This is a genomic window from Streptomyces sp. NPDC088794, assembly GCF_044750545.1.
Lineage (GTDB): Bacteria > Actinomycetota > Actinomycetes > Streptomycetales > Streptomycetaceae > Streptomyces.
The window spans coordinates 81,737-105,147 of record NZ_JBIVKB010000024.1; the positions used below are offsets into that span (position 1 = coordinate 81,737).

A 23,411-nucleotide genomic window follows, 5' to 3' on the forward strand; every position below is an offset into this window, starting at 1 on the left:
TCTTTGAGCTCTTTGAAAAGAGGAGGCGCACGATGCGCTTCAGACACAGAGCCGCCGCAGGGTTCGCATCCCTGTTGCTCCCGTTGGCCGGTCTCGTCGGCCTCGCGAGCCCCGCCCAGGCCGCGACCACCGCGACCGCCACCTTCACCAAGACCAGCGACTGGGGCACCGGTTTCGGCGGTCAGTGGACCGTCAAGAACACCGGCACCACGGCCATCAGCACCTGGACCGTCGAGTGGGACTTCCCCTCCGGCACGTCCGTCACCTCCGCCTGGGACGCCGACGTCACGTCCTCCGGCACCCACTGGACCGCGAAGAACAAGTCCTACAACGGCACCATCGCCGCGGGCGCCTCCGTCTCCTTCGGCTTCAACGGCGCCGGCTCCGGCTCGCCCTCCAACTGCAAGCTGAACGGCGGCAGTTGTGACGGCGGCCCCACCGTCCCGGGTGACACGGCACCCTCCGCGCCCGGCACCCCGACCGCCTCGGGCATCACCGACACCTCGGTGAACCTGTCCTGGTCGGCCGCGACGGACGACAAGGGCATCAAGAACTACGACGTCCTGCGCGACGGCACCAAGGTCGCCACGGTGACGACGACGTCGTACACCAACACCGGCCTCACCGCCGGCACCGACTACTCCTACACCGTGCAGGCCCGTGACACCGCGGACCAGACCGGCCCGGTCAGCGGCGCGGTCGCCGTGCATACCACGGGCGGCACCACGACCCCGCCCACGGGCAACAAGGTCAAGCTGGGCTACCTCACCGAGTGGGGCACCTACGACCGCAACTTCCAGGTCAAGAACCTGGTGACGTCGGGCTCGGCCTCGAAGATCACGCACATCAACTACGCCTTCGGCAACGTGACCAACGGGCAGTGCGCGATCGGCGACGCCTACGCCGACTACCAGAAGACGTTCACCGCCGACCAGTCGGTCAGCGGCGTCGCCGACACCTGGGACCAGCCGATCGCGGGCAACTTCAACCAGCTTCGCCAGCTGAAGGCCAAGTACCCCAACATCAAGATCCTGTGGTCCTTCGGCGGCTGGACCTGGTCCGGCGGCTTCGGACAGGCCGCGGCCAACCCGACCGCGTTCGCCAACTCCTGCTACAACCTGGTCGAGGACCCGCGCTGGGCCGATGTCTTCGACGGCATCGACATCGACTGGGAGTACCCCAACGCCTGCGGTCTGTCCTGTGACAGCAGCGGCTCGGCGGCCTACAAGAACCTGATGCAGGCCCTGCGCGCCAAGTTCGGCGCCAACTACCTGGTCACCGCCGCCACCACGGCGGACGGCACCTCCGGCGGCAAGATCGACGCCGCCGACTACGCGGGCGCGGCCCAGTACGTCAACTGGTACAACGTGATGACGTACGACTTCTTCGGCGCCTTCGACGCGGACGGCCCGACCGCCCCGCACTCCCCGCTCACCACCTACAGCGGCATCCCGCAGGCCGGGTTCACCACGGCCGACGCGATCGCCAAGTTCAAGTCGAAGGGCGTCCCCGCGGACAAGCTGCTCATCGGCATCGGCTTCTACGGCCGCGGCTGGACCGGCGTGACCCAGGCCGCACCCGGCGGCTCGGCCACCGGACCGGCGGCGGGCACCTACGAACAGGGCATCGAGGACTACAAGGTGCTCAAGACCAAGTGCCCCGCCACCGGCACGATCGCCGGCACGGCGTACGCCTACTGCGGCAACAACTGGTGGTCGTACGACACCCCGAGCACGATCGCCGGAAAGATGAGCTGGGCCAAGACCCAGGGTCTGGGCGGCGCGTTCTTCTGGGACTTCAGCGGCGACACCAGCAACGGTGAGCTGGTGACCGCCATCAACAACGGGCTCGCGTAAGCGAGTTGACCCTAAGGGTCATCCGTAGGAACTAAGCGACATTGACGCGCTGACCGGGCGGGGCTGCTTCGAGCCACGCGAGGAATCCGGTCAGCGCGTCATCGCTCATGGCGAGTTCGAGACGCGTGCCCCGGTGCAGACAGGTGAGGACCACGGCGTCGGACAGCAGCGCCAACTCCTCCTCGCCCTCGGGCAGTCGGCGGCCGGCCACCTCGATCGCGGCGCGCTCAAGCACCCGGCGCGGACGGTAGGCGTAGGAGAAGACGCGGTACCACTCGATGCGGTCGCCGTTGTAGCGGGCGACGCCGTAACTCCAGCCTTTGCCACTGGTGTCGGATTTCTCCGGGACGTCCCAGCGCAGGGAACAGTCGAAGGTGCCGCCGGAGCGCTGGATGAGTCTGCGGCGCAGACCGAAGACGAACAGCCCCAGTACCACCAGGGCCACCAAGATTCCGCACACAGTCAGAGCGAGGACCATCGACACCGACCTCCTCGTCTCCTAGGTACCGAAAACAGATAACGGAACGGAAAAAACATCCAGATCTGCCTCAGCCGCGACCGGCTCCGGATTGCTCCGGTGCCGATCGCGGCTGAGTGACGTCATCGCAGCTGCGCTGGGATCAAGCTCAGCTCCCAGCCGCCGTACGCAGTCGTACGTCCGCGCGACGCTCGGCGGACGCGTCCCCTTCCGCCTTGGCGCGCTCCAGCTCCCGCTCCGCGCGCTGGACGTCGATCTCGTCCGACAGCTCGGCGATCTCGGCCAGCAGGGACAGCTTGTTGTCCGCGAACGAGATGAAACCGCCGTGGACAGCCGCCACGACCGTTCCCCCGTCGCTCGTACGGATGGTCACCGGGCCCGACTCCAGCACACCGAGCAGCGGCTGGTGACCGGGCATGACGCCGATGTCGCCGGACGTGGTGCGCGCGACGACCAGGGTGGCCTCGCCGGACCAGACCTCTCGGTCGGCCGCGACCAACGCGACGTGCAGCTCAGCAGCCAAGGTTGGCTCCTCGGGTCACCACCCGGCGGTTGTGCCGGGTGTTGGTTACAAGTCTAGTGGGCGTGAATGAGGGGGCGGGACGTGCCCCGCCCCCTCACCTGTGAGTCATAGGACTCACGTCGAGCTCAGGGCTCAGGAGACGCCCAGTTCCTTGGCGTTGGCCTTCAGGTCCTCGATGCCACCGCAGAGGAAGAACGCCTGCTCCGGGAAGTGGTCGTACTCACCGTCGATGATCGCGTTGAACGCGGTGATCGACTCCTCCAGCGGGACGTCCGACCCGTCGACGCCGGTGAACTGCTTGGCGACGTGGGTGTTCTGGGACAGGAAGCGCTCCACGCGACGGGCGCGGTGGACGGTGAGCTTGTCCTCCTCGCCGAGCTCGTCGATACCGAGGATGGCGATGATGTCCTGGAGGTCCTTGTACTTCTGCAGCACCGTCTTGACGCGCATGGCGGTGTTGTAGTGGTCCGCCGCGATGTACCGCGGGTCCAGGATGCGGGACGTGGAGTCCAGCGGGTCCACGGCCGGGTAGATGCCCTTCTCGGAGATCGGACGGGAGAGAACCGTCGTCGCGTCGAGGTGGGCGAAGGTGGTGGCCGGGGCCGGGTCGGTCAGGTCGTCCGCGGGGACGTAGATCGCCTGCATCGAGGTGATCGAGTGACCGCGGGTCGAGGTGATGCGCTCCTGGAGGAGACCCATCTCGTCGGCCAGGTTCGGCTGGTAGCCCACCGCGGAGGGCATACGGCCGAGCAGGGTCGAGACCTCGGAACCGGCCTGTGTGAAGCGGAAGATGTTGTCGATGAAGAACAGCACGTCCTGCTTCTGCACATCGCGGAAGTACTCCGCCATGGTCAGACCGGCCAGGGCCACGCGCAGACGGGTGCCCGGGGGCTCGTCCATCTGACCGAAGACCAGGGCGGTCTTGTCGATGACGCCCGAGTCGGCCATCTCCTCGATGAGGTCGTTGCCCTCACGGGTGCGCTCGCCGACACCGGCGAACACGGAGACACCGTCGTGGTTGTTGGCGACGCGGTAGATCATCTCCTGGATGAGCACCGTCTTGCCGACGCCGGCACCGCCGAACAGGCCGATCTTGCCACCCTTGACGTACGGGGTGAGCAGGTCGATGACCTTGACGCCGGTCTCGAACATCTCGGTCTTCGACTCGAGCTCGTCGAAGTTGGGGGCCTTGCGGTGGATGGACCAGCGCTCGCCCTCGTACTTCTCGTCGCTGTTCAGGACCTCGCCGAGGGTGTTGAACACCTTGCCCTTGGTGAAGTCGCCGACCGGGACGGTGATGCCCGTGCCCGTGTCGGTGACGGCGGCCTGGCGGACCAGACCGTCGGTGGGCTGCATCGAGATGGTGCGGACCAGGCCGTCACCCAGGTGCTGGGCGACCTCCAGGGTCAGCGTCTTCTTCTCGCCGGCGAGGGCCGGGTCGGCCACCTCGACGTGAAGGGCGTTGTAGATCTCCGGCATGGCGTCGACGGGGAATTCCACGTCGACGACCGGGCCGATGACCCGGGCGACGCGGCCCGTGGCAACGGCCGTCTCAACTGTCGTCGTCATTACCTGTCACTCCCCGCGGTCGCGTCGGCCAGGGCTGCGGAGCCACCGACGATCTCGCTGATTTCCTGGGTGATTTCGGCCTGGCGGGCCGCGTTGGCAAGGCGGGAGAGCGTGGTGATCAGGTCTCCCGCGTTGTCGGTGGCCGACTTCATCGCGCGGCGCGTGGCAGCGTGCTTGGAAGCAGCCGACTGGAGCAGCGCGTTGTAGATACGGCTCTCGACGTACCGCGGCAGCAGGGCGTCCAGGACGTCCTCCGCCGACGGTTCGAAGTCGTACAGCGGAAGGATCTCGCCCTTGGGCGCCTCTTCCGCCACCTCTTCGAGGCTGAGCGGAAGCAGCCGGCTGTCGATCGCCGTCTGCGTCATCATCGAGACGAACTCGGTGTAGACGATGTGGAGTTCGTCCACGCCGCCCTCGGCCGTGTCCAGCTCGATGGCCTCGATGAGCGGACCCGCGACCTTCTTCGCGTCCGCGTACGTGGGCTCGTCGGTGAAGCCCGACCACGACTCCACGACCTTGCGCTCGCGGAAGTTGTAGTGGGCCAGACCGCGGCGGCCGACGATGTACGTGTCGACCTCCTTGCCCTCGGCCTCAAGACGCGCGGTCAGCTGCTCCGCGGCCTTGATGGCGTTGGCGTTGAAGGCGCCGGCCAGACCGCGGTCGCTCGTGAGGAGCAGGACCGCGGAACGGGTCGGCGACTCGGCCTCGGTGGTCAGCGGGTGCTTGGTGTTCGAGCCGGTGCCGACCGCCGTGACCGCGCGGGTGAGCTCGGTCGCGTACGGCGTGGAGGCCCTCACCTTGCGCTGCGCCTTGACGACGCGCGAGGCGGCGATCATCTCCATCGCCTTGGTGATCTTCTTGGTCGCGGTGACGGATCGGATGCGACGCTTGTAGACCCGGAGCTGGGCTCCCATGAGTCAGGTCCCTTCCTACGTCACTTGGCCGCGGCCGGGGCGTCCTCGCCGAGGAGCTTGCCGTCCGAGGTCTCGAACTGCTTCTTGAACTCGGTGATCGCGTCCGCGGCGGCGGTGAGAGTGTCGTCCGACATCTTGCCGCCCTCCTTGATGGAGGTCATGAGGCCCTGCTGCTTGCGGTGCAGGTACTCCAGGAGCTCCTTCTCGAAGCGCCGGATGTCGTCGACCGGTACGTCGTCCATCTTGCCGGTGGTCGCGGACCACACCGAGATGACCTGGTCCTCGGTCGGCATCGGCTGGTACTGCGGCTGCTTGAGCAGCTCGACCAGCCGCTGACCGCGCTCCAGCTGCGACTTCGACGCGGCGTCCAGGTCGGAACCGAAGGCGGCGAACGCCTCCAGCTCGCGGTACTGGGCGAGGTCGAGGCGCAGTCGGCCGGAGACCTGCTTCATCGCCTTGTGCTGCGCGGAACCACCGACTCGGGAGACGGAGATACCGACGTTCAGCGCGGGGCGCTGACCGGCGTTGAAGAGGTCCGACTCCAGGAAGCACTGGCCGTCGGTGATGGAGATGACGTTGGTCGGGATGAACGCCGAGACGTCGTTGGCCTTGGTCTCGACGATCGGCAGACCGGTCATCGAGCCCTTACCCATGTCGTCGGAGAGCTTCGCGCAGCGCTCCAGCAGACGGGAGTGCAGGTAGAAGACGTCACCCGGGTAGGCCTCACGGCCCGGCGGACGGCGCAGCAGCAGGGACACGGCGCGGTAGGCGTCGGCCTGCTTCGAGAGGTCGTCGAAGATGATGAGGACGTGCTTGCCGTCGTACATCCAGTGCTGGCCGATGGCCGAACCGGTGTACGGCGCCAGGTACTTGAAGCCGGCCGGGTCGGACGCCGGGGCGGCGACGATGGTCGTGTACTCCAGGGCGCCGGCCTCTTCGAGCGCACCACGCACGGAGGCGATGGTGGAGCCCTTCTGACCGATGGCGACGTAGATGCAGCGGACCTGCTTGTTCACGTCGCCCGAGCGCCAGTTGTCGCGCTGGTTGATGATCGTGTCGACGGCCAGGGCGGTCTTGCCCGTCTGGCGGTCGCCGATGATCAGCTGACGCTGGCCACGGCCGATCGGGGTCATCGCGTCGACGGCCTTGTAGCCGGTCTCCATCGGCTCGTGCACCGACTTGCGGACCATGACGCCCGGCGCCTGCAGCTCCAGGGCGCGGCGGCCGGTGGTCTCGATCTCGCCGAGGCCGTCGATCGGGTTGCCGAGCGGGTCGACGACACGGCCGAGGTAGCCCTCGCCGACGGCGACGGACAGGACCTCTCCGGTGCGGGTGACCGGCTGGCCCTCCTCGACACCGCTGAACTCGCCGAGGATGACGGTACCGATCTCACGCTCTTCGAGGTTGAGCGCGAGACCGAGGGTGCCGTCCTCGAACTTCAGCAGTTCGTTGGCCATGGCCGAGGGGAGGCCCTCGACCTTCGCGATGCCGTCGCCGGCAAGGGTGACCGTACCGACCTCCTCGCGCGAGGCCGCGTCCGGCTTGTACGACTGGACGAAGTTCTCCAGCGCGTCCCGGATCTCCTCCGGCCGGATCGTGAGCTCCGCCATCTGGGTTCCCTGCTCTCCTTGTTGGGCCCGAAGTTTCACTTTGGGGGGATGGGGACTCCCCCCTGAAAGAGGTGAATCCTCTGCACGGCCCAACCGGGCCGTAGGTACGTACTGCTCTGTCACTGCTACTGCGGTACTGCGGTACTGCTCTGCTGCTTTGAAGGTGCTGCTAGCTCGCCAGGCGGCGGGCGGCGTCCTCGATGCGGTCCGCGACCGAACCGTTGATGACCTCGTCACCGACCTGCACCCGCAGCCCGCCGACGACCTCGGGGTCGACGTCGAGGTTCAGGTGCATCGGGCGGCCGTAGAGCTTCGCGAGGGCGGCGCCCAGGCGCTGCTTCTGCGAGTCGCTCAGCGGCTCGGCCGAGGTGACCACGGCCACCATGCGGTCCCGGCGCTCGGCGGCGAGCTTGGACAGGGATTCCAGTCCCGTCTCCAGGCTACGTCCCCGGGGCGCGGTGACCAGTCGCGTCACCAGACGCTCGGTGGTCGGGTTGGCCCGCCCGCCGAGCAGCCGGTGCAGCAGCTCGGTCTTGGCGGTGCCGACGTCCTTGCGGCCGGTCAGCGCGGCGCGCAGCTCGGTGCTCGAGGAGACGATCCGGCCGAACCGGAACAGCTCGTCCTCCACGTCGTCGAGCGCGCCGGCCTGCTGGGCCGCGGTGAGGTCGGCGACGTTGGCCAGCTCCTCCAGCGCGTCCGCCAGGTCACGCGACTGCGACCAGCGCGAGCGGACCATGCCGGACACCAGGTCCACGGTGGTCCCGCCGACCTGACCGCCGAACAGGCGCTCGGCCAGCTGGGCCTTGCCCGCACCGTCCTGCGCCGGGTCGGTGAGGACCCGACGCAGGGACACCTCGCGGTCGAGCAGCGCGGTGACGGCGGCCAGCTCGTCGGCGAGCGAGCCGGCGTCCACGGACGTGCTGTCCGTCAGGGCGTCGAGACGCTCGCGTGCGGCTGCCAGGGCCTCGCGGCTCGCTCCGTTCATCGAGCCGCCTCGGCCTTCTCCTCAAGGTCATCGAGGAAACGGTCGATCACGCGGCTCTGCCGGGCGTGGTCCTCGAGGGACTCGCCGACCAGCTTGCCTGCCAGGTCGGTGGCGAGCTTGCCGACGTCCTGGCGCAGCGCGGACGCGGCGGCCTTGCGGTCGGCCTCGATCTGGGCGTGACCGGCGGCGACGATCTCCTCGCGCTGACGCTGGCCCTCGGCCCGCATCTCGGCGATGAGCGTGGCGCCCTGCTCCTGCGCCTCCTGGCGCAGTCGCGCGGCCTCGTGCCGGGCCTCGGCGAGCTGGGCCTTGTACTGCTCAAGGACGCTCTGGGCCTCGGTCTGCGCGGCCTCGGCCTTCTCGATACCGCCCTCGATGGCCTCGCGACGCTCTTCCAGGACCTTGTTGATGGTCGGAAGGAGCTTCTTGGCGAGGAAGCCGAAGACGATGACGAAGGCGATCAGGCCGATGACGAGCTCCGGCCACGGCGGAACGAGGGGATTCTCCTTCTCCGCCTCGGCCGCCAGCTGAACCAGTGCGTGGTTCACATCAGTGCCTTTCGTCGAATGGGGCTGTCGTCGTCGTTCGTCTTAGTAGACGAACGGCATGACGAGGCCGATGAGGGCCAGCGCCTCACAGAACGCGAAGCCGAGGATCTGGTTGGCGCGGATGAGGCCGGCCGCCTCGGGCTGACGGGCGAGGGCCTGGGTGCCGTTGCCGAAGATGATGCCGACGCCGACGCCCGGGCCGATCGCGGCGAGGCCGTAACCGATGGAGCCGAGGTTGCCGTCGACCGCAGCGAGGGTCTGGAGAGCGGACATGCCGGTTCTTCCTTCTCTTTCAGTGACCGGTGGGGGTTGGCCACCGGTGGGTCTGTCGGTTGGGTCAGGGGGTCGCTCAGTGGTTCTCGGCGAGCGCGCCCTGGATGAAGGTGCAGGTCAGGAGCACGAAGACGTACGCCTGAACCGCTTGGATGAAGAGCTCGAAGGCGGTCATCACGATGACCATCACGAACGAGACAGCGGAGTAGGCGATGCCGATGCCGTTCAGCATGTACCAGCTGGCGATCGTGAAGAGCAGCAGCAGGGTGTGACCGGCGAACATGTTCGCGAAGAGTCGCACCGCGTGCGTGAACGGGCGGACCAGCAGGTTCGAGAAGAACTCGATGGTCATGGAGAGCGGCAGGACGGCGCCGAGCGACTTGTCGTAGCCGGTGACGTTCTTGAAGAAGCCGACGAAGCCGTGCCGCTTGAAGGTGAGCGAGACCCAGGTGATGTAGACGATCGCCGCCAGCACCATCGGGTAGGCGATGATCGACGTCACCGGGAAGGACGCGAGCGGGACGATCGACCAGAGGTTCATCATCCAGATGAAGAAGAACAGCGAGACGGCGAGCGGTACGTACTTCTCGCCCTCGCGCTTGCCGATCGTCTGGTAGACGATGCCGGTCCGGACGAAGTCGTAGCCGGCCTCGGCGACCATCTGGAGCTTGCCCGGCACGATCTGGGGCTTGCGGAACGCGGCCCAGAAGAATCCCACCACGAGGATCGAACCGAGCAGGGCGAGCAGCATCGGCTTGTTGAAGTACAGGCCGTCGGTGTCGCCGGCGATCGGCTCGAACAGGAACGAGTGCAGGCCCGGAGCCGGGAAGCCGCACCCGTCGAACAGGTGGCAGCTTGCGTCGAAAGCGAGCGTCTGCGTCGGATCAGCACTCACCGCGGGCTCCTTCATCGTGGCGCATGGGTACGACAACCTCGTTGTGTCGGCGCGGCGCGAGGCCGCGGTTCGGCACGGGACTGGTGTGACGGATGTGGGGGCGGCTGGGGGGCATCTCGCCTCGCGATTGAGCAGGCGTCAGCTCAGATGCCCGCGCCCGCGATGCCGCAGTTGGCACCGGACGATAGCAGGGTCCCGCGTGCGCTTTTATCCCGGCCCTACCTCTCACGACGAGTGCCCCGTCTTTTCGGGCTCGACGTAGAGGATCTTGGCTTTCATGTGGGCTCGCGTCTGCGCGGCGATCCAGGCGAGAGTGCCGGCGACGAGCGTGAGCGCGAAGGCCCGGGGGTTGAACAACGTCGTGTTCTTGAAGATCGCGAGGAACATGAACAGCAGAAGAATCTGTGCCGCGTAGAGCATCAGACCCATCATCTGGAACAGGTGCGGAAGCGATTTGGCAGTGCGCTGCAGAACGTAGAGCCCGATTCCCATGAAGAGGATGACGATCAGCGTCGCGACAGCCGCCCCGATCGCACCCTTGCCACCCGCGACCACGCCGCTGACGACGGCGGCGATCGCGCCGACGGCAGCCGTGGGCACGGCGGCCTGGGCCAGGATCCGGACGTCATTGGACGGCATGGCGGCAACTCCGCTTTCGCAGGGGGGCTGGGGGTGTCGTCATGGACGAGCGTAGCCCCGGGGCGATGAGGAGTCTCACGCCAATGGACCGTCGCACTACGGTCCTTCGGCTCTGTCCGGGGTTCTCGTGAACCGTATCACAAACTATTTGATGCGGTCTTTACCAAGTAGGTGTGCTCGCTGTCACACATGAGAGTGACAGTGCGCGTCTGTGCGGATTCACGGGCAACTTGTCTGGTATTGGGAAGCTTTGCTCCCCCACGAGTTGGCAATGCTCTAGTCAGATTCTTACCTACGGCGTCGGGCACCGAGGGCGGTCGCCCCGTTGACTCCCGATACCCCGACGGCAACCGGAGTGCGAGATTCCGCACATTCCTCCGCCAACGCGGCGGCCACCGGCTCCAGTTCCTCGGTGTGCTCCGCCGCGGCGGCCCGCCGGCGGCGCCGGTAGCGCGGCGGCACGAACGCCTCGGCCCAGCGCGGGGCACGCGGGGTGAAGCGCGGCAGCAGAAGCAGCGCGAGACCGATCGCGCTGAGGAACACGATCCCCAACACGATCCACATGGAAGCCGAGTTGACCGAGTAGGCGAGCGCGCCGAACGCGATCAGCGCCGACCAGAAGTACATGATCAGCACCGCCCGGCTGTGCGAGTGGCCGATCTCCAGCAGCCGGTGGTGCAGATGCCCGCGGTCGGCGGCGAACGGCGACTGACCCTTCCAGGTGCGGCGCACGATGGCGAGGACCAGGTCGGCGGCGGGGATCGCGATGATCGTCAGCGGCAGCAGCAGCGGGATGTAGACCGGCACCATCTGGTGCACCGCCTGGCGCTCGGAGCCGCCGAACAGGCTGTCGGGGTCGACCTGGCCCGTGATGGAGATCGCGCCGGCGGCCAGCACCAGCCCGATCAGCATCGAACCGGAGTCGCCCATGAAGATGCGCGCCGGATGCATGTTGTGCGGCAGGAAGCCCAGGCACATGCCCATCAGGACGGCCGCGAACAGGGTGGCGGGAGCGGCGGCCTCGATGCCGTACGAGTACCAGATGCGGTACGAGTACATGAAGAACGCGGCGGCGGCGATGCAGACCATGCCCGAGGCGAGGCCGTCGAGGCCGTCCACGAAATTGACCGCGTTGATGGTGATCACGACGAGCGCGACCGTCAGCAGCGTGCCCTGCCACTGGGTCAGCGCGACCGTGCCGACCTTCGGGATGGGCAGCCACAGGATCGTCAGACCCTGCATGACCATCACGCCCGCGGCGATCATCTGGCCGCCCAGCTTGATCAGGGCGTCGATCTCGAACTTGTCGTCCAGGACACCGATCAGCCAGATCACGGCCGCGCCGGAGAGCAGCGCCCGTGGCTCGTTCGACTTGTCGAAGACCTCGCTGAGATTGGTCAGATGGTCCGCGACCAGCAGACCGGCGCACAGCCCGAAGAACATCGCGATACCGCCGAGCCGCGGAGTGGGTTCCCGGTGCACGTCACGGGCCCTGATCTGCGGCATCGCTCCGGCCACGATCGCGAACTTCCGCACCGGCCCTGTCAGCAGATACGTCACCGCGGCCGTGATGCAGAGCGTCAGCAGGTATTCACGCACAGGCTTCCCCACAGGTCTCGCTGGCCATCTCAGCCCCACACCCTAGCGAGGGACGCATATGAGTGGGGACTTCCGGGTAGCGACGATGGTTGCACGCGTGCCTGTGCACGCGGATTGCACCCAGGTGTACGCAGGTGCGTGTACCCCCGCTCAGCCGCTGTACGGAGGAAATCTACCCGCCAGCTCACGTACCTCGTCACGCGCCTTCTGGCTCTCGGTCTCCCCGCGCAGCACCCGCGCCGCCAGCGCCGCCACGTACGCCATCTCCTCCTCCCCCATTCCCTGCGTGGTCAGGGCCGCCGTGCCCAGGCGCAGTCCCCGCCCGTCCCCGTGCGGCAGCGCGCAACAGTCCAGGACCAGACCGGCCGCGGCGAGCCGGCCGCGGGCGGCACGCCCCTCGATGCCCAGGGGCGCGGGGTCGGCGGTGATCAGGTGGGTGTCCGTCCCGCCGGTCGTGACGACAAGACCCTCCGCCGCGAGCCCGGCCGCGAGAACCCTCGCATTGGCGACCACCTGATGGGCGTACGCGGTGAACGCCGGTGTTGCCGCCTCCCCGAACGCGACCGCCTTCGCGGCGATGGTGTGCATCTGCGCCCCGCCCTGCGTGAAGGGGAACACGGCCCGGTCCACCCGCCCCGCGAGCTCCGCGCCGCACAGCAGCATCCCGCCGCGCGGCCCGCGCAGCACCTTGTGGGTGGTGGCACAGACGACATCGGCGTACGGCACCGGATTGGGCGCCGCTCCCCCGGCGACGAGCCCGATGGGGTGGGCCGCGTCGGCGATGAGATAGGCGCCCACCTCGTCGGCGACCTCGCGGAACAGGGCGTAGTCGACGTGCCGCGGGTAGGCGATCGAGCCGCACACGATCGCCTTGGGGCGGTGGGTACGGGCCAGGGCGCGGACCTGGTCGTAGTCGATGAGGCCGGTCTCCGCGTCCACCCCGTAGCCGACGAAGTCGAACCAGCGGCCGGAGAAGTTGGCCGGTGAGCCGTGCGTGAGGTGGCCGCCGTAGGGCAGGCCGAGGGCGAGGACGGTGTCGCCGGGGCGCAGCAGGGCGGCGTACGCGGCCAGGACGGCCGAGGAGCCCGAGTGGGACTGGACGTTGGCGTGCTCGGCACCGAACAGGGCCTTGGCGCGGTCGACGGCGACGCGTTCGGCGACGTCGACGATCTCGCAGCCGCCGTGGTGGCGGGCGCCGGGGTAGCCCTCGGCGTACTTGTTGGCCAGCGGGGAGCCGAGTGCGGCGAGCACGGCGGGCGAGGTGAAGTTCTCGGCGGCGATCAGCTGGAGCGTCGTCGACTGCCGCTCCTGTTCCCCGAGCAGGATCTCGGCGAGTTCCGGGTCCTGGCGACGCAGGACGTCCGTGGCCTCAAGGGTGTGGATGACCGCCATGATGGGCTCCGGGGGCGTCGAGGATGACGTACGTCCAATGTAGGCCCGGGGCCGACGGGGTGCGCGGCCGTTACGTGCGTGCGGAGACGCCGGTGAGTGCCGTGACGACCGGATCCACGGCCTGGTGTATCTCGTCCCCGATGGAGCGGAAGAACGTCAGCGGGGCGCCGTAGGGGTCGTAGACCTCGTCCGCCTCGGCGGTCGGGGCCAGGAGCCAGCCGCGCAGGGCGGCGGCGGCGCGGACCAGGGCACGCGCGCGGACGACCACGCCGTCCTCCAGGGGCGGCAGGGTCGCGGTGTCTATCGCCCGCACCAGGCGGGTGAACTCCTTCAGCGTGAAGGTGCGCAGGCCCGCGGAGTGGCCCATGGAGATGACCTGCTGGCGGTGGTCGCGGGTCGCGGTCAGCACCAGGTCGGCCCTGATGACGTGCTCGTCCAGCAGCTCGCGGCCGACGAAGCCGGAGGCGTCCGCGCCGAAGTCGGCCAGCACCGCCTCCGCGTTGGCCTCCATGGGCGCGCCCTCGTGACCCCAGGTGCCCGCGCTCTCCACGATCAGCCCGCCGCCCAGGATGCCGAGCCGCTGCTTCACGTAATGCCGGGTCAGCCGCTCGGTGATGGGTGAGCGGCATACGTTTCCGGTGCTGACGTGGAGGATGCGGAAGCTGTCGCGCGGGAGCCCGACGAACGTCGTCGTGATCTCCGTGGCGCGTTCCCCGTTGCCTATGCCACGCCCCGCTTCAGGGGCCGTCAATTCGCCACCTCGAGGTCGGGTACGACCTTCCTCAGCTCCTCGGCCGACAGCGCGCCCGCGCGCAGCAGCACCGGCACCGGGCCGGTCACGTCGACGATGGAGGACGGCACGTTGCCCGGGGTCGGGCCGCCGTCGAGGTAGACGGAGACGGAGTCGCCGAGCATCTCCTGCGCGGCGTCGCAGTCCTCCGGCGCCGGGTGGCCGGTCAGGTTGGCGGAGGAGACGGCCATCGGGCCGACCTCGGTGAGCAGTTCGATGGCGACGGGGTGCAGCGGCATACGGATGGCGACCGTGCCCCGGGTGTCCCCCAGGTCCCACTGGAGGGACGGCTGGTGCTTGGCGACCAGCGTGAGGGCGCCCGGCCAGAAGGCGTCGACCAGCTCCCAGGCCAGCTCGGAGAAGTCCGTGACGAGGCCGTGCAGGGTGTTCGGGGAGCCGATGAGGACGGGCGTGGGCATGTTGCGGCCCCGGCCCTTGGCCTCCAGCAGGTCGGCGACGGCCTCCGAGGTGAAGGCGTCCGCGCCGATGCCGTACACCGTGTCGGTCGGGAGGACCACGAGCTCGCCACGGCGGACGGCGGACGCGGCCTCGCGCAGACCGGTCGTGCGGTCGGTCGCGTCGTTGGTGTCGTATCGCCGTGCCATATCTAGCGGGCCTCCTCGTACACGTACTGCTGCGGGTCGAAAGTCGGGGCGGAGCTCACGGCATCGCCTTGCGGGCGGTGGCGAAGCGCGGGCGGTTGTTGAGGTCGGGGTGGTCGGCCGCGTCGGCCCAGCCCCGCTCCTCGGTGAAGATCCACGGCACCTGGCCGCCCTGGGTGTCGGCGTGCTCGATGACGACGACACCTCCCGGGCGCAGCAGCCGGTGCGCGGTGCGCTCGATGCCGCGGATCAGGTCGAGGCCGTCCTCGCCGGAGAACAGGGCGAGTTCGGGATCGTAGTCCCGTGCCTCGATGGCTACGTACTCCCACTCGGTGAGCGGGATGTAGGGCGGGTTGGAGATGACCAGGTCGACATGGCCGTCGAGGTCGGGGAAGGCGTCCAGGGCGTTGCCCTGGCGCAGGTCGACCCGGGAGCCCTCGACGTTCTTGCGGGTCCATGCCAGGGCGTCCTCGGACAGCTCCACGGCGTGCACGCGCGAGCGCGGGACCTCCTGGGCCAGGGCGAGCGCGATGGCGCCGGAGCCGGTGCACAGGTCGACGATGCGGGGCTCCACGACGTCCATGGCGCGCACGGCGTCTATGGCCCAGCCGACCACCGACTCGGTCTCGGGCCGGGGCACGAACACGCCCGGCCCGACCTGGAGTTCCAGATAGCGGAAGTAGGCCCGGCCGGTGATGTGCTGCAGCGGCTCGCGCTGCTCACGCCGGGCGATGACCTCCCAGTAGCGGGCGTCGAAGTCCGAGTCCTTGACGGAATGCAGCTCGCCCCGCTTCACACCGTGCACGAACGCGGCCAGCTCCTCCGCGTCGTTGCGCGGCGAGGGCACGCCGGCGTCGGCCAGCCGCTGGGTGGCCTGTGCCACCTCTGCGAGCAGCAGGTTCACGCATTCCTCCGTGTCGTACTCGTACGCGCCGACGTGTCTTACGCGGCTGCCAGCTTCGCCGCGGAGTCCGCGTCGACGCAGGCCTGGATCACCGCGTCGAGGTCGCCGTCCAGGACCTGGTCCAGGTTGTACGACTTGAAGCCGACGCGGTGGTCGGAGATGCGGTTCTCCGGGAAGTTGTACGTGCGGATCTTCTCGGAGCGGTCGACGGTGCGGACCTGACTGCGGCGGGCGTCGGCGGCTTCCTTCTCCGCCTCCTCCTGCGCCGCGGCGAGCAGCCTGGAGCGCAGGATACGCATCGCCTGCTCCTTGTTCTGCAGCTGGCTCTTCTCGTTCTGGCAGGAGGCGACGACTCCGGTGGGAATGTGCGTGATGCGCACCGCGGAGTCGGTCGTGTTGACGGACTGCCCGCCGGGTCCCGAGGAGCGGTAGACGTCGATGCGGAGGTCGTTCGGATTGATCTCGACGTCGACCTCCTCCGCTTCGGGGGTGACGAGGACACCGGCCGCGCTGGTGTGGATGCGCCCCTGCGACTCGGTCGCCGGCACCCGCTGCACGCGGTGCACGCCACCCTCGTACTTCAGCCGGGCCCACACGCCCTGGCCGGGCTCGGTGGCGCCGTTGCCGCCCTTGGTCTTCACGGCGACCTGGACGTCCTTGTAGCCGCCCAGCTCGGACTCGGTGGCGTCGATGATCTCGGTCTTCCACCCCACGCGCTCGGCGTAGCGCAGGTACATGCGCAGCAGATCACCGGCGAACAGCGCGGACTCGTCACCGCCGGCCCCCGCCTTGACCTCAAGGATCACGTCCTTGTCGTCGTTGGGGTCACGCGGCACGAGCAGCAGGCGCAGCTTCTCGGTGAGTTCGTCGCGCTGCTTGTCCAGCTCCTTGACCTCGGCCGCGAAGTCCGGGTCGTCGGCGGCCAGTTCGCGCGCGGTCTCCATGTCGTCGCCGGTCTGCTTCCAGGAGCGGTACGTGGCGACGATCGGGGTGAGCTCGGCGTAGCGCTTGTTCAGCTTGCGCGCGTTGGCCTGGTCGGCGTGGACCGACGGATCGGCGAGCTTCGTCTCCAGGTTGGCGTGCTCGGCGACGAGTTCCTCGACGGCCTCGAACATCTTGGGCTCCTGAACTACGTAAGAAGAGGGAAGGCGGGCGACCAAAAACGCCGGTCCCGGCGCGCCTGTGGAGGGCGCGGCCGTGGACCGGCGGAATGGAGCTCGCTACTTCTTGGAGCCGGCCGCAGCCTTGCCGAAGCGGGCCTCGAAGCGGGCCACGCGGCCACCGGTGTCGAGGATCTTCTGCTTGCCCGTGTAGAACGGGTGGCACTCGGAGCAGACCTCGGCGCGGATGTTGCCGCTCGTGATCGTGCTGCGGGTGGTGAACGACGCGCCACAGGTGCAGCTGACCTGGGTCTCGACGTACTCGGGGTGGATCTCGCGCTTCAAGGTGTCTCCTAGTTTCGGGAGGGCACCGGGTCGCTCCGCGGGTTTGCGGGGCGTGAACCGGGGCCGACTGTCCAGTCTGCCAGGACTGGGGCCATCCCCCAAAACCGGGGGTTGCGGTGGTCTATTCCCTGCGGACCCGGTGGGGGCTGAGCGCGCAGTTCCCCGCGCCCCTTACGGGGCGCTGACCACGCCCTTGGCCTCGCCTGTTGCCGTACCTGCCGTGGCCGACTTCGGGATCGCCTGGTCGTTCTTCAGGGCCGTCCAGACCTGTTGGGCCTTGGACTTCTCGACGATGACGCGGTTGGGGTTGGCCGGGTCGTACTGGACCGGCATCGTGACCATGGTCATGTTCTTGGAGCTGATGGTCTTGAGGCCGTTGGCGAAGGACATCAGGGAGTTGACCGAGCCGAGGTCGGAGTCGGTCGTCACGGCGCTGGTGGCGGTGTCGGCGAGGTCGTAGAGCTTCTTCGGGCTGGTGAAGACGCCGATGTGCTTGACCTGGTTGACCAGCGCCTTGATGAAGGCCTGCTGGAGCTGGATGCGGCCGAGGTCGGAGCCGTCGCCGACGCCGTGCCGGGTGCGGACCAGGCCCAGGGCCTGCTCGCCGTTGAGCGTGTGCGTGCCGGCCTTCAGGTTCAGGTGGCTGTCGGGGTCGCTGATGTTCTTGGTCGTGGTGACCGGGACCCCGCCGAGCTCGTCGATGAGCTTCTCGAAGCCGCTGAAGTCGACTTCCAGGTAGTGGTCCATGCGGATACCGGTGAGGGACTCGACGGTCTTCACCGCGCAGGCCGCGCCACCCGTGGTGTACGCGGAGTTGAACATGACGCCGGACGCCGCGTCGTGCGTACCGCCCTTGGTGTCGGTGCACTCGGGCCGGTCGATGAGGGTGTCGCGGGGTATGGAGACCACGCTGGCCTTCTTGTGGCCCTTGTAGACGTGCACGATCATCGCGGTGTCCGAACGGGCACTGCCGTCGTCCGTGCCGCCGCCGAGCTTCTTGTTGGTGCCGGAGCGGGAGTCGGAGCCCAGCACGAGGATGTTCTCGGAGCCGTTGTCGACCTTCGTCGGCCGGGCGCTGCCCAGGGCCTGGTCGATGTTGACGCTCTTGATGTTGCCGTTGAGCTTGAAGTACAGGTAGCCGGCCCCGGTACCGCCGAGCACGACGATGCCCGCGGCGACCCAGGCCGTCACGACCAGACCCTTACGACGCTTGTCGCGGGTCTTGCGGTGACGCGGTCCTGTGGCGTCGGTCTCGGTCGTGTCGTCGGCGGACATGTGCTCCTCGAATCTCGGCTACAGCTCCATCGTCGCTCCCGTCCGGTCAGACGGCGAAACTCGACAAAGAGTTGCACAACGCCCTGTGCCCAATATGAACAAACTTAGACACACTGCGTAACGATCACAGGTGCGCGTACGCCCCTGACCTGCGCTTTCAACGAAGAACGCCGTACAGCCGAAGACTCGCACCACCCGAGCCTTCTGTGGCAAAGGTCTCGCATACAAAAGGTCGACCCCCGTCACAGATGGACGAGGGCCGACCGAGACGCCCCTAGGGGCGCGGGGAACTGCGCGACCAGCCACATACGGCCGGCAGCCGACGAACTACCTAGTCACCGTTACCAGGAGTAGGCGTCGTCTTCTGAATCTGCAGCAAGAACTCGGCGTTCGACTTCGTCTGCCTCATCTTGTCCAGCAGCAGCTCGATCGCCTGCTGCTGATCGAGCGCGTGCAGCACCCGACGAAGCTTCCAGGTGATCGCCAACTCGTCGCTGCCGAGCAGGATCTCTTCCTTACGAGTACCGGACGCGTCGACATCGACGGCCGGGAAGATCCTCTTGTCGGCGAGCTTCCGGTCGAGCTTCAGCTCGGCGTTACCCGTGCCCTTGAACTCCTCGAAGATGACCTCGTCCATGCGCGACCCGGTGTCGACGAGCGCCGTGGCCAGGATCGTCAGCGAACCGCCGTCCTCGATGTTCCGCGCCGCACCGAAGAAGCGCTTCGGCGGGTACAGCGCGGTCGAGTCGACACCACCGGACAGAATGCGGCCGGAGGCGGGCGCGGCGAGGTTGTACGCACGGCCCAGACGCGTGATCGAGTCGAGCAGGACGACGACGTCGTGGCCCAGCTCCACCAGCCGCTTCGCGCGCTCGATGGCGAGCTCGGCAACCGTGGTGTGGTCCTCGGCGGGACGGTCGAAGGTCGAGGAGATGACCTCGCCCTTCACCGACCGCTGCATGTCGGTGACCTCTTCCGGACGCTCGTCGACCAGGACGACCATCAGGTGGCACTCGGGGTTGTTGTGCGTGATCGCGTTGGCGATCGCCTGCATGATCATGGTCTTGCCGGTCTTCGGCGGGGCCACGATCAGACCGCGCTGACCCTTACCGATCGGCGACACCAGGTCGATGATGCGCGTGGTGAGGACACCCGGGTCCGTCTCCAGGCGGAGGCGGTCCTGCGGGTAGAGCGGCGTGAGCTTGTTGAACTCCGGGCGGCCGCGGCCGTGTTCGGGCGCCATGCCGTTGACGGAGTCGAGGCGGACCAGCGCGTTGAACTTCTCGCGGCGCTCGCCTTCCTTGGGCTGACGGACCGCGCCGGTGACGTGGTCGCCCTTGCGCAGGCCGTTCTTGCGGACCTGGGCGAGCGAGACGTACACGTCGTTCGGGCCCGGCAGGTAGCCGGAGGTCCGGATGAACGCGTAGTTGTCGAGGATGTCGAGGATGCCCGCGACGGGGATCAGGACGTCGTCGTCGGAGACCTGCGGCTCGCTCGTGCCACCGATCTCGTCACGGCCGCGGCGACCGCGCCGGTCCCGGTAGCGACCGCGCCGCCCGCGCCGGCCGCCCTCGAAGTCGTCGTCGTCCTGGGGGCCGTTGTCCCGCTGCTGGCGGTCCTGGCGTGCGCCGCCGCCCTGCTGCTGACGGTCCCCGCGGTCCTGGCGCGGCTGGCCCTGGCCGGCGCCCTGGCCGCCCTGCTGCTCGTCGCCCTTGTTGCCACGACGGTCGCGGTCGCGTCCGCCGCGGTCACGGTCGGTGCGGTCACCGCGCTCACCGCGCTCACCGCGGTCGCGACGGTCACGGCGGCCCTGACGGCCGTCCGCGTCGGCGTCGCCCTTGGCCTCGCCCTGCGACTGCGCCTGGACGGGCGTCTCGGCCTTCGACTCGCTCTTCGCCTCGGCGACGACGGTCTCCGGGCTGCCGGCTTCGGCCGTGGCACGGCGACGACGGCGCTCAGCGGGGGCGTCGTCGGAGGCGGGCTGACCGGGAATCTCGATCTGCTGCTGGGCCACGGCCTTCTCGGCGGGAGCCTCGGCGACCGCCTTCTCGGCGGCGGGCGCGGCCTCGTCGCCCGTACGGGCCTTGGAGGTGGCGCGGCGCTTGGGCTTGGTCTCGGCGGTCTCCCCGGCGGGGGAAGAGGCAGCCTTCGCCGGGGCGCCCCCGGCCTGCGCCTCCTTGATGACCTCGATCAGCTGGCTCTTGCGCATACGCGCGGTGCCCCTGATGCCGAGGCCCGAGGCGACCTGCTGCAGCTCGGCCAGCACCATGCCGTCGAGGCCGGTACCGCGGCGCCGCCGGGAGCCGGCACCGGTGGCAGGCGCGGAGGCGTCCGTGGCGGGCGCGGCAGCGGTCTCCTCGACACGTGCGCCCATCAGATCGGTGGTGTCGCTCACGAAGGGTCCTTCCCTGGAGCGGACGTCGGCCTTCTGGCTCGGCGACCGGTTGTGCTGTCCGGCAGTGGTCCTTGCTGTGTGGACCGTGCCGGGGCGGTGGTCCGCCAATGCAGGCGGAGGGAATTTCTGGGATGGCACTTGCCTGAGCCTGGGCGTGGCACCGGGTGTTTCAGTGTCACGTGGCTCGGTAGCACCGATTCCGGAGCGTGCCCGGCAAGTCGCTCAGCGCCCGCGTACGAGGTACTGCCCACGTACGTCGTACGGAACACAGTGCGGCTTGGGAGGCTCCCGGAAGAATGTCTGTCCCTGACGGGGACAACAAGCACCTCGCCATGGTGGGGTCGGGTGCAGACTTGAGATTAACACTACCGGATCCAACAAACATTCCCCCTCTCGAAATCCGGCAACCGTGCACTCCTAGATGTCTCCGGAGGCCGCGAGCGGCAGTACGCACGCGCCCTGGGCGTCGAGGTCGAGCCGGTTGGCGGCCCACCCCTCGCCCGCCAGATGGGCCACCTTGTCCGCGCTGTCCCCGTCGACGAGCGCGAGCACGGTGGGTCCTGCTCCGGAGATGACTGCCGGGACTCCGTCGGCCCGCAGCCGCTCCACCAGAGCGGCGCTCTCCGGCATGGCCGGAGCGCGATATTCCTGGTGGAGCCGGTCTTCGGTGGCGGCCAGCAGCAGCTCGGGGCGCCTGGTGAGGGCCTCGACGAGCAGCGCGGCACGGCCCGCGTTGGCGGCGGCGTCGACGTGCGGCACGGTGCGCGGAAGCAGACCGCGCGCGGTCTCCGTGAGCACCGGCTTTCCGGGCACGAAAACCACCGGAACGATGGAATGGGCGGGCTCCATGGAAATGGCGCGGGCGGCGCCGGACTCCATCCAGGAGAGCGTGAATCCGCCGAGCAGACACGCCGCCACATTGTCGGGATGGCCCTCGATCTCGGTCGCGAGCTCCAACAGCGCGATGTCGTCGAGCCGCGCTTCGCCGCCTATGGTCACGGCGCGCGCGGCGACAATGCCGGCGCAGATGGCGGCGGAGGAGGAACCGAGGCCGCGGCCGTGCGGAATGCGGTTGGCGCACACGATCTCCAGGCCGCGCGGCTGTCCGCCGAGCAGGTCGAAGGCAGTGCGCAGCGCGCGTACCAGAAGGTGGTTCTCGTCGCGGGGCAGCGTCTCGCTGCCCTCGCCCGCGATGTCGATGTGCAGCCCGGAGTCGGCCACCCGGACGACCACGTCGTCGTAGAGCCCCAGCGCGAGGCCCAGGGCGTCGAAGCCCGGGCCGAGGTTGGCGCTGGTGGCGGGGACGCGCACCCTGACGGCGGCGGCGCGGAAGGCTGGACCGGCCATCGCTCGATGACTCTCCTTGAGCTGCGTGACTGTCGAAGACATTCGATGGAGTTCGATGCGTACGGGGAACCCACGGGGAATCCCCTGGGGCCGTCTCCGGGCCGCGGAGACGGCGCGGCACCGCCCACATGCTCCATGCGTGGAGGCATATGCATCGGGCGGGTTCGGTACAGCCTATCGAAGGAAGGTTCTGTGGCGACATAGGGCGCACAGGAGGCGCACGATGCGTGTCGTAAGCCCCCTGTGCACCCCCACGCGGGAAACCCCCTGGCGCCCGCCGGTTGTACGGAGTGACGGGCGGTCGTACGGAGTTACGCGAGTCCGAGGCGCTCGGCCGCCGTCGCCGCGTCGACCGGGACGGTGACCGGCTGCGGGGCGCCGGCGACGGCCCAGTCGGGGTCCTTGAGGCCATTGCCGGTGACGGTGCACACGATGGTCTGGCCCGGGTCGACCTTGCCCTGCTCGGCCGCCTTCAGCAGACCGGCGACCGAAGCGGCCGACGCGGGCTCGACGAAAACGCCCTCCTGCGCGGCCAACAGCCGGTAGGCGCGCAGGATCTCACGGTCCGTCACCTCGTCGATGGCGCCGCCGGACTCGTCCCGCGCGGCCAACGCGTACTGCCAGGAGGCCGGGTTGCCGATACGGATCGCGGTGGCGATGGTCGACGGGTCCTTGACGATCTCGCCGCGCACGATGGGCGCCGACCCGGACGCCTGGAAGCCCCACATGCGGGGCGACTTGGCGGCGATGCCGTCGGCGGCGTACTCCTTGTACCCCTTCCAGTACGCGGTGATGTTGCCCGCGTTGCCGACCGGCAGGACGTGGATGTCGGGCGCGTCGCCGAGCATGTCGACGATCTCGAAGGCGGCCGTCTTCTGCCCCTCGATGCGCACCGGGTTGACCGAATTGACCAGCGCCACCGGGTAGTTGTCGCTCAACTCGCGCGCGAGGGTGAGGCAGTCGTCGAAGTTGCCGTCGACCTGGAGGATCTTCGCGCCGTGCACGAGGGCCTGGCCCATCTTGCCGAGCGCGATCTTTCCCTGCGGGACCAGGACGGCACAGACCATCCCGGCGCGCACCGCGTAGGCGGCGGCGGACGCGGACGTGTTGCCGGTGGAGGCGCAGATGACGGCCTGCGCGCCCTCCTCCTTGGCCCGCGTGATGGCCATGGTCATACCGCGGTCCTTGAAGGACCCGGTGGGGTTGGCACCCTCCACCTTGAGGTGGACCTCGCAGCCGGTGCGCTCGGAGAGCACCTGCGCGGGCACGAGGGGCGTACCGCCCTCGCGGAGGGAGACGACCTCCGTGCTGTCGGACACCGGAAGCCGGTCCCGGTACTCCTCGATGATTCCGCGCCACTGGTGGGTCATTG

At 68.6% G+C, this 23,411-nt stretch carries 22 protein-coding genes; 1 reads left to right on the forward strand and 21 read right to left on the reverse strand.

Translation table 11 applies throughout. From position 1 onward, the window contains the following. Window positions 1-32 precede the first annotated feature (32 nt). The gene (locus ACIP6U_RS44585; protein WP_401728846.1) at window positions 33-1,856 is read left to right on the forward strand and encodes a glycosyl hydrolase family 18 protein; all 1,824 of its coding nucleotides are present in this window, start codon (window positions 33-35) and stop codon (window positions 1,854-1,856) included. A gap of 31 nt (window positions 1,857-1,887) precedes the next feature. Here the strand turns inward: ACIP6U_RS44585 and ACIP6U_RS44590 are convergent, their stop codons facing one another. The 21 genes from ACIP6U_RS44590 to thrC all read right to left on the reverse strand — a co-directional run bounded on the left by ACIP6U_RS44590 (window position 1,888) and on the right by thrC (window position 23,409). Further along, a complete protein-coding gene (locus ACIP6U_RS44590; RefSeq protein ID WP_401728847.1) occupies window positions 1,888-2,334 on the reverse strand; it encodes a DUF2550 domain-containing protein in 447 nt (148 codons plus the stop codon). 148 nt (window positions 2,335-2,482) lie between these two features. After that, complete coding sequence (locus ACIP6U_RS44595; RefSeq protein ID WP_401728848.1) at window positions 2,483-2,857, reverse strand: F0F1 ATP synthase subunit epsilon; 375 nt, start codon at window positions 2,855-2,857, stop codon at window positions 2,483-2,485. A 132-nt stretch (window positions 2,858-2,989) separates the two neighbouring features. Then, the gene (gene atpD, locus ACIP6U_RS44600; RefSeq protein WP_401728849.1) at window positions 2,990-4,426 is read right to left on the reverse strand and encodes a F0F1 ATP synthase subunit beta; all 1,437 of its coding nucleotides are present in this window, start codon (window positions 4,424-4,426) and stop codon (window positions 2,990-2,992) included. Next, window positions 4,426-5,340, reverse strand: coding sequence for a F0F1 ATP synthase subunit gamma (locus ACIP6U_RS44605; protein WP_401728851.1), 915 nt, complete (start codon window positions 5,338-5,340; stop codon window positions 4,426-4,428). The genes atpD and ACIP6U_RS44605 overlap by 1 nt, the downstream gene beginning before the upstream one ends. A gap of 20 nt (window positions 5,341-5,360) precedes the next feature. Continuing rightward, complete coding sequence (gene atpA / locus ACIP6U_RS44610) at window positions 5,361-6,950, reverse strand: F0F1 ATP synthase subunit alpha (RefSeq protein ID WP_401728852.1); 1,590 nt, start codon at window positions 6,948-6,950, stop codon at window positions 5,361-5,363. Between the two features lie 169 nt (window positions 6,951-7,119). Then, window positions 7,120-7,935, reverse strand: a complete 816-nt coding sequence (locus tag ACIP6U_RS44615; protein ID WP_401728854.1) for a F0F1 ATP synthase subunit delta — start codon at window positions 7,933-7,935, stop codon at window positions 7,120-7,122. Then, on the reverse strand, window positions 7,932-8,483 hold the full coding sequence (locus tag ACIP6U_RS44620; protein WP_401728855.1) for a F0F1 ATP synthase subunit B: 552 nt from the start codon (window positions 8,481-8,483) through the stop codon (window positions 7,932-7,934). Before ACIP6U_RS44620 ends, ACIP6U_RS44615 begins: the two co-directional genes overlap by 4 nt. Window positions 8,484-8,525: 42 nt before the next feature. Next, a complete protein-coding gene (gene atpE / locus ACIP6U_RS44625; protein WP_103780068.1) occupies window positions 8,526-8,756 on the reverse strand; it encodes an ATP synthase F0 subunit C in 231 nt (76 codons plus the stop codon). A 76-nt stretch (window positions 8,757-8,832) separates the two neighbouring features. After that, window positions 8,833-9,666, reverse strand: a complete 834-nt coding sequence (gene atpB / locus ACIP6U_RS44630; protein WP_401728857.1) for a F0F1 ATP synthase subunit A — start codon at window positions 9,664-9,666, stop codon at window positions 8,833-8,835. Window positions 9,667-9,876: 210 nt separating this feature from the next. Further along, window positions 9,877-10,290 carry a hypothetical protein gene (locus ACIP6U_RS44635; protein WP_123997730.1) on the reverse strand — a complete coding sequence of 138 codons (414 nt, stop codon included), beginning with the start codon at window positions 10,288-10,290 and terminating at the stop codon, window positions 9,877-9,879. Window positions 10,291-10,578: 288 nt separating this feature from the next. Next, window positions 10,579-11,889 (reverse strand): MraY family glycosyltransferase, encoded by a 1,311-nt coding sequence (locus tag ACIP6U_RS44640; protein WP_401728859.1) that lies wholly within the window; start codon window positions 11,887-11,889, stop codon window positions 10,579-10,581. A 150-nt stretch (window positions 11,890-12,039) separates the two neighbouring features. Further along, window positions 12,040-13,281, reverse strand: coding sequence for a serine hydroxymethyltransferase (gene glyA / locus ACIP6U_RS44645; RefSeq protein WP_401728861.1), 1,242 nt, complete (start codon window positions 13,279-13,281; stop codon window positions 12,040-12,042). 70 nt (window positions 13,282-13,351) lie between these two features. After that, window positions 13,352-14,032, reverse strand: a complete 681-nt coding sequence (locus ACIP6U_RS44650; protein WP_123997733.1) for a protein-tyrosine-phosphatase — start codon at window positions 14,030-14,032, stop codon at window positions 13,352-13,354. Continuing rightward, window positions 14,029-14,676 (reverse strand): L-threonylcarbamoyladenylate synthase, encoded by a 648-nt coding sequence (locus ACIP6U_RS44655; protein WP_280880680.1) that lies wholly within the window; start codon window positions 14,674-14,676, stop codon window positions 14,029-14,031. Before ACIP6U_RS44655 ends, ACIP6U_RS44650 begins: the two co-directional genes overlap by 4 nt. A gap of 55 nt (window positions 14,677-14,731) precedes the next feature. Further along, window positions 14,732-15,577: a peptide chain release factor N(5)-glutamine methyltransferase gene (prmC, locus tag ACIP6U_RS44660; protein ID WP_401728863.1), complete on the reverse strand. Its 846-nt coding sequence runs from the start codon at window positions 15,575-15,577 to the stop codon at window positions 14,732-14,734. A 38-nt stretch (window positions 15,578-15,615) separates the two neighbouring features. Next, window positions 15,616-16,692 carry a peptide chain release factor 1 gene (gene prfA, locus ACIP6U_RS44665; RefSeq protein WP_401728865.1) on the reverse strand — a complete coding sequence of 359 codons (1,077 nt, stop codon included), beginning with the start codon at window positions 16,690-16,692 and terminating at the stop codon, window positions 15,616-15,618. Between the two features lie 105 nt (window positions 16,693-16,797). Continuing rightward, window positions 16,798-17,022: a 50S ribosomal protein L31 gene (gene rpmE, locus ACIP6U_RS44670; RefSeq protein ID WP_266772584.1), complete on the reverse strand. Its 225-nt coding sequence runs from the start codon at window positions 17,020-17,022 to the stop codon at window positions 16,798-16,800. Between the two features lie 171 nt (window positions 17,023-17,193). Continuing rightward, a complete protein-coding gene (locus ACIP6U_RS44675) occupies window positions 17,194-18,297 on the reverse strand; it encodes an LCP family protein (RefSeq protein ID WP_401728867.1) in 1,104 nt (367 codons plus the stop codon). Between the two features lie 331 nt (window positions 18,298-18,628). After that, window positions 18,629-20,692, reverse strand: a complete 2,064-nt coding sequence (gene rho / locus ACIP6U_RS44680; RefSeq protein ID WP_401728869.1) for a transcription termination factor Rho — start codon at window positions 20,690-20,692, stop codon at window positions 18,629-18,631. A gap of 417 nt (window positions 20,693-21,109) precedes the next feature. After that, a complete protein-coding gene (thrB, locus tag ACIP6U_RS44685) occupies window positions 21,110-22,039 on the reverse strand; it encodes a homoserine kinase (RefSeq protein WP_123997739.1) in 930 nt (309 codons plus the stop codon). Window positions 22,040-22,350: 311 nt separating this feature from the next. Next, window positions 22,351-23,409: a threonine synthase gene (gene thrC / locus ACIP6U_RS44690; protein WP_401728871.1), complete on the reverse strand. Its 1,059-nt coding sequence runs from the start codon at window positions 23,407-23,409 to the stop codon at window positions 22,351-22,353. Window positions 23,410-23,411 lie beyond the last annotated feature (2 nt).